Genomic DNA, 4,424 nt, shown 5'->3' with positions numbered 1-4,424 from the left:
TGAAATACAGTTTTATTTCCCACAGAACTCACAGAATTTCGCAGATACATACAGAACATTCATATATCTTCTTGTGAGTACTGCAGGACATGATTCTACTCATAATATCCGGCCCAATCACCGTTCGGTGCAGGGTAACTTAATTTGTAAATTGCTTTTTCCCTTTCGCTGAGGGATAGGAAGTATTTGGAATATTGAATGATGTAGTCCTCTCCCGTGCCCATTCGCCAAAACATATCAGTTGGATTTATTCCTGGAAATTTCTTCCACGGAGGCAGAAACCCAGATATATATCCAAACTCACCCATCGATCGCAAAAAATCCCGCGCCTCCATTAAAGCAAAACCCAACAGGTTAGTACCGCGCCAGACATACGGATTCTCCACCATTTTTTCGTCTTGCGACAATCCAATTCCCCAGATAAAATCCGAAGGACTGGCTTCTACAATTACCTTGTCGCCTGTGGCCAGCAAGTAATCCCGCAAGGTTTTATTCTGATGAAATTTATGGATGGAACCAGTTCGCACTATATCGTACTTCCATTTGTCCCACTGTAGTTCATCAAAATTACGGATCGCCCGCCCCAGCGCTTTTACTTCTCCGGGCTTATCAGAAGCAATGATCTTGTTAAATATATCCGGCTCATCAAACAGACTGGCTTTTTGTGCCATCATCCAGTGTTCAGCAGTTTTATAGGTAATTCCGTCTACTATGAAAGCTGAGGGATACCATTGGCTGAATATAAATTTACCAATCGATTCGCCATGCTTAGCAGCATGCCCCCAGAAGAAGATATACTCTATACTTTCACCGGAGTCGAATTTATGGGTGAGCCAGCTAAGGTTGTATTTCATAATAGACAGAAAAATAGATTTATTTTCTCATATCCTGATAGCTATCAGGAACAGAATTCATAGGAGGTATATTTAAATGTTCTGTATTTATCTGTGTTATTCTGTGAGTTCCGTGGGAGATTTTATTCTTTCAAAAATTCCCTCCACTGGTCGCCTTCAGCAATAGCCTTGATCGCGGCATTTCGCTGCGTCAGAAAATACATCATATACTTTTCGAGAAACAGAAATTCTGCACATTGCCCCAGCCATCCCCATGGAGCTTTAAAGTTAAATAAATCGATCATTACCGTTCCACTGCCGTTTGCCTCAAACTTGTGCGTATGCTCCATCGATTTAAAAGCACCTTGCTGCATCACATCCACAAACATAACAGGACGCTCCCATGCTGTAATCTTTACGGTGAGATGTTGATATATACCGAAGTGTCGTGCACGCCATGTTACCGTTTCCTCAAGGCCGATGAGTCCAGAGGTTCTTCCCGCAATAGCTTCTTCATTTGTATTGGAAACTGAATGTTTATGCAGATCAATACTAAGCGACAAATCGAAAACTCTTTCGACAGGAGCATGTATGAACGTTTCAAGGTATAGATTAGCCACTGTTACGAATATGGGCTCAAGATAACATTCTCACATAAATTCTTTCAGTCCAGTTGCCCATACTCACCCTTAAACTTTAAACCTTGAACTTTAAACCTGTACTAATTCAACCGACCGCCTTCGGACGGATTCGTACAGAAACGCTCATCACCCATCTTGGGAAATCATGGGCTTTCAACGTGTATTCGCCATGTTTTTCTATGGCATTGGAATTGACCTGATATGGTCATTACCAGATACCGACACTATGTTCAAGAGCTACTTCATCACCGGGCTACGCAACCTGCTGAAGCAAAAAGGATATTCACTTATCAAGATCATCGGCCTTGCATTAGGTCTTTCGGCCAGCTTGATTATCTATCTATATATAGCCGAAGATCTCTCCTACGATATCTTCCACAAAAATTATCCGAACATCGTTCGGCTTCTTACGATCGATAGTGCCGAAGGTGTGAGTAGCAAACTGGTTGGTGTTACGCAACCACGTCTGGGGCCCGCAGCGGCCGATGAACTTCCGGAGGTTATTACCAGTGTGCGCTTTACCGGTGGCGGCCGCCTTGACCTCAGCTATAACGACAAGCCTTTGAAATGTGAAGCCGCCTTCCGGGTTGATCCTACGGTGTTCGAAGTATTCAACTTTCCGATTGTAGATGGCGCTACCACCGATGTATTGAATAAACCAGGGTCCGTAGCAATCACGCAAACACTGGCAAAGAAAATTTTCGGCAGCGAAAATCCGATCGGTAAAACTCTCAAGCTAAATCAAACTACTGACCTGAATGTTACTGCTGTATTGGCCGATGTTCCCAAAAACTCGCATCTGCAATTCGACATGCTATATTCACTCGTTCCGGGACAAAACGAAGACGGCCTCCGCCAGGCGCTCGATACGTGGCAGGGTATATTTTGCTTCACCTACCTGTTGCTGGACAAGCCTGCCGATGTAGCCGACCTGAACACAAAACTGAAAGCCATCAGCAAGAAAAACAATGCATACGAGTTTTTCACACCCGTGGTGCAGCCCCTGAAAGATGTACACCTTCAATCAAAAGAAATTCTCTTCGAGACAAATGCAAACAAGTCAGACGCGCTGAATATATATGTACTCTCTACCATTGCGATTCTTATACTCGTGCTGGCCGCAGTAAATTTCATGAACCTTGTAACAGCACGGTCTACTGCACGTGCCAAAGAAATTGGCATGCGCAAGGTGATCGGTGCTATCCGTACACAACTGGTTGCCCAACATCTTGTGGAATCCATCCTTGTTACTGCTATCGCGGCTTTGCTGGCAGTGGCCGCAGTACTGGTTGCTATACCTTTGCTGAACACCACCTACCAGCGCTTTGCCGATGTAACGGTATTGATGCAGCCCCAAAGTATAATGATGCTTTCTGCATTGGTGGTGGGTGTAGGTATACTCGCGGGATTATACCCGGCCTTTGTGCTTTCTTCTTTCAGGCCTATTCTGGTACTGAAAGGATCGTTTAAAAATTCAACGGGCGGTATACGGCTGCGCAAAGCATTGGTAGTACTGCAGTTTACTATATCTATAGCATTGATGGTGGGCACCGGCATTGTATACCAGCAAATGCGTTTTATATATACAGCCGATCTGGGCTATAACCGCGAGCAGGTTATTACCCTGCAGCTAAACAATCAAAACGTTGCCAACGCTACTACATTAAAGAACGAACTACTTCACAATCCCAACATTATTTCGGCAGGAACAGCCTCCAACCGCATGGGGCAGCAACCGGGCAGAGTTACTATATACCCGGATGGCGTCTACAATGCTGAGACCAACATTATCACCAGCATTATGGTGGCCGATGAAACGTTTATCCCGACAATGGGCATTCGCATAGCCGAAGGCCGCAATTTTTCTTTGGACTATGATGATTCGTTGTCGATGATTATCAATGAAGAAATGGCGCGTTTACTGAAGTGGACGGACCCTGTTGGGAAAAAGATTGGTTTGCAAAACGGTGCCAATCCTGCTGACCTTACCAATTATACTGTAGTAGGTGTAGCTAAAGATTTTCACTTTGCTACCGTGCGTCACAAACTTGAGCCGATGTTCTTACTCTACAATAAAAACAATGGCGCACTGGCTGTAAAAGCGAAGGCAGAGAATATGAAAGCCACACTTGCCTTTATAGAAGACACGTGGAAGAAAGTAAATCCAGGCACTACATTCGAATACGCCTTTCTCGATGAACAGTTTTCGAATCTCTATCGCAATGAACAAGCCTTCGCCAGCATGTTCACGCACTTCACAGCACTGGCCATGATCATCGCAGGGCTCGGTCTGTTTGCACTCTCTGCTTTTACAGCGCAGCAACGCAAAAAAGAAATCGGCATCCGCAAAGTATTGGGTGCTGGTAACGGCTCTATACTCTTCAAGCTCTCGGCTGAATTCGTTCAACTGATCATTGTAGCCTTTGCGCTCGCCAGTGTTATTGCTTACTTTGTTATGGACAAGTGGCTGAATGATTTTCAATACAGCATATCCATCGGAGCCGGCATCTTCATTTTGGCCGGAGCATCGTCCGTTATCATTGCGTTGCTTACCATCAGCTTCCAGGCGCTGAAAGCCGCGCTGAGCAACCCGGTGGATGCATTACGGAGCGAATAGCGGTTAACCCCTGGCAGAAGGTTGGCAGGTCGGAAAAAATGAGTACTTTTATTCATGGTATTTTTTGTGTGGTAACTTAATCTACCATGAAAAAGCGGGGTTAGAAATGACCCCGCTTCATTTTTTTAATATACTTTCCCCGGACACCAATAGCTGGCAGCCACCAGCTGCAAGAAGTGTGAAGGGGATACGTCAACATTCACCAATCGATGTTCCTTGTTCATTATTTAGCTGCGAGTATGAAGAACACCCTCTACCCCACTCACATCCTGCCAGCGGCTGGCAGCCTGAGGCCAGAAGCCCAAAAAAGACTTTGCACGCATAGGGGTATCT

Annotated in this window: 3 protein-coding genes; 1 reads left to right on the top strand and 2 read right to left on the bottom strand. The window is 45.0% G+C overall.

Features of this window, described 5'->3' with window-relative positions; all coding sequences use genetic code 11:
* Window positions 1–95: 95 nt before the first annotated feature.
* Both V7Q33_RS23090 and V7Q33_RS23085 read right to left on the bottom strand, forming a co-directional pair.
* Window positions 96–854: an NADAR family protein gene (locus V7Q33_RS23090; protein ID WP_331968546.1), complete on the bottom strand. Its 759-nt coding sequence runs from the start codon at window positions 852–854 to the stop codon at window positions 96–98.
* Between the two features lie 122 nt (window positions 855–976).
* Window positions 977–1,453, bottom strand: a complete 477-nt coding sequence (locus V7Q33_RS23085; RefSeq protein ID WP_333821461.1) for an SRPBCC family protein — start codon at window positions 1,451–1,453, stop codon at window positions 977–979.
* A 166-nt stretch (window positions 1,454–1,619) separates the two neighbouring features.
* Between V7Q33_RS23085 and V7Q33_RS23080 the strand changes: the two genes are divergently transcribed.
* The gene (locus tag V7Q33_RS23080; protein WP_333821460.1) at window positions 1,620–4,091 is read left to right on the top strand and encodes an ABC transporter permease; all 2,472 of its coding nucleotides are present in this window, start codon (window positions 1,620–1,622) and stop codon (window positions 4,089–4,091) included.
* Window positions 4,092–4,424: the final 333 nt, after the last annotated feature.

Origin of the sequence: Ohtaekwangia sp. (assembly GCF_036786105.1) — a bacterium.
Lineage (GTDB): Bacteria > Bacteroidota > Bacteroidia > Cytophagales > Cyclobacteriaceae > Ohtaekwangia.
This window is presented reverse-complemented; position numbering and strand designations above follow the sequence as displayed.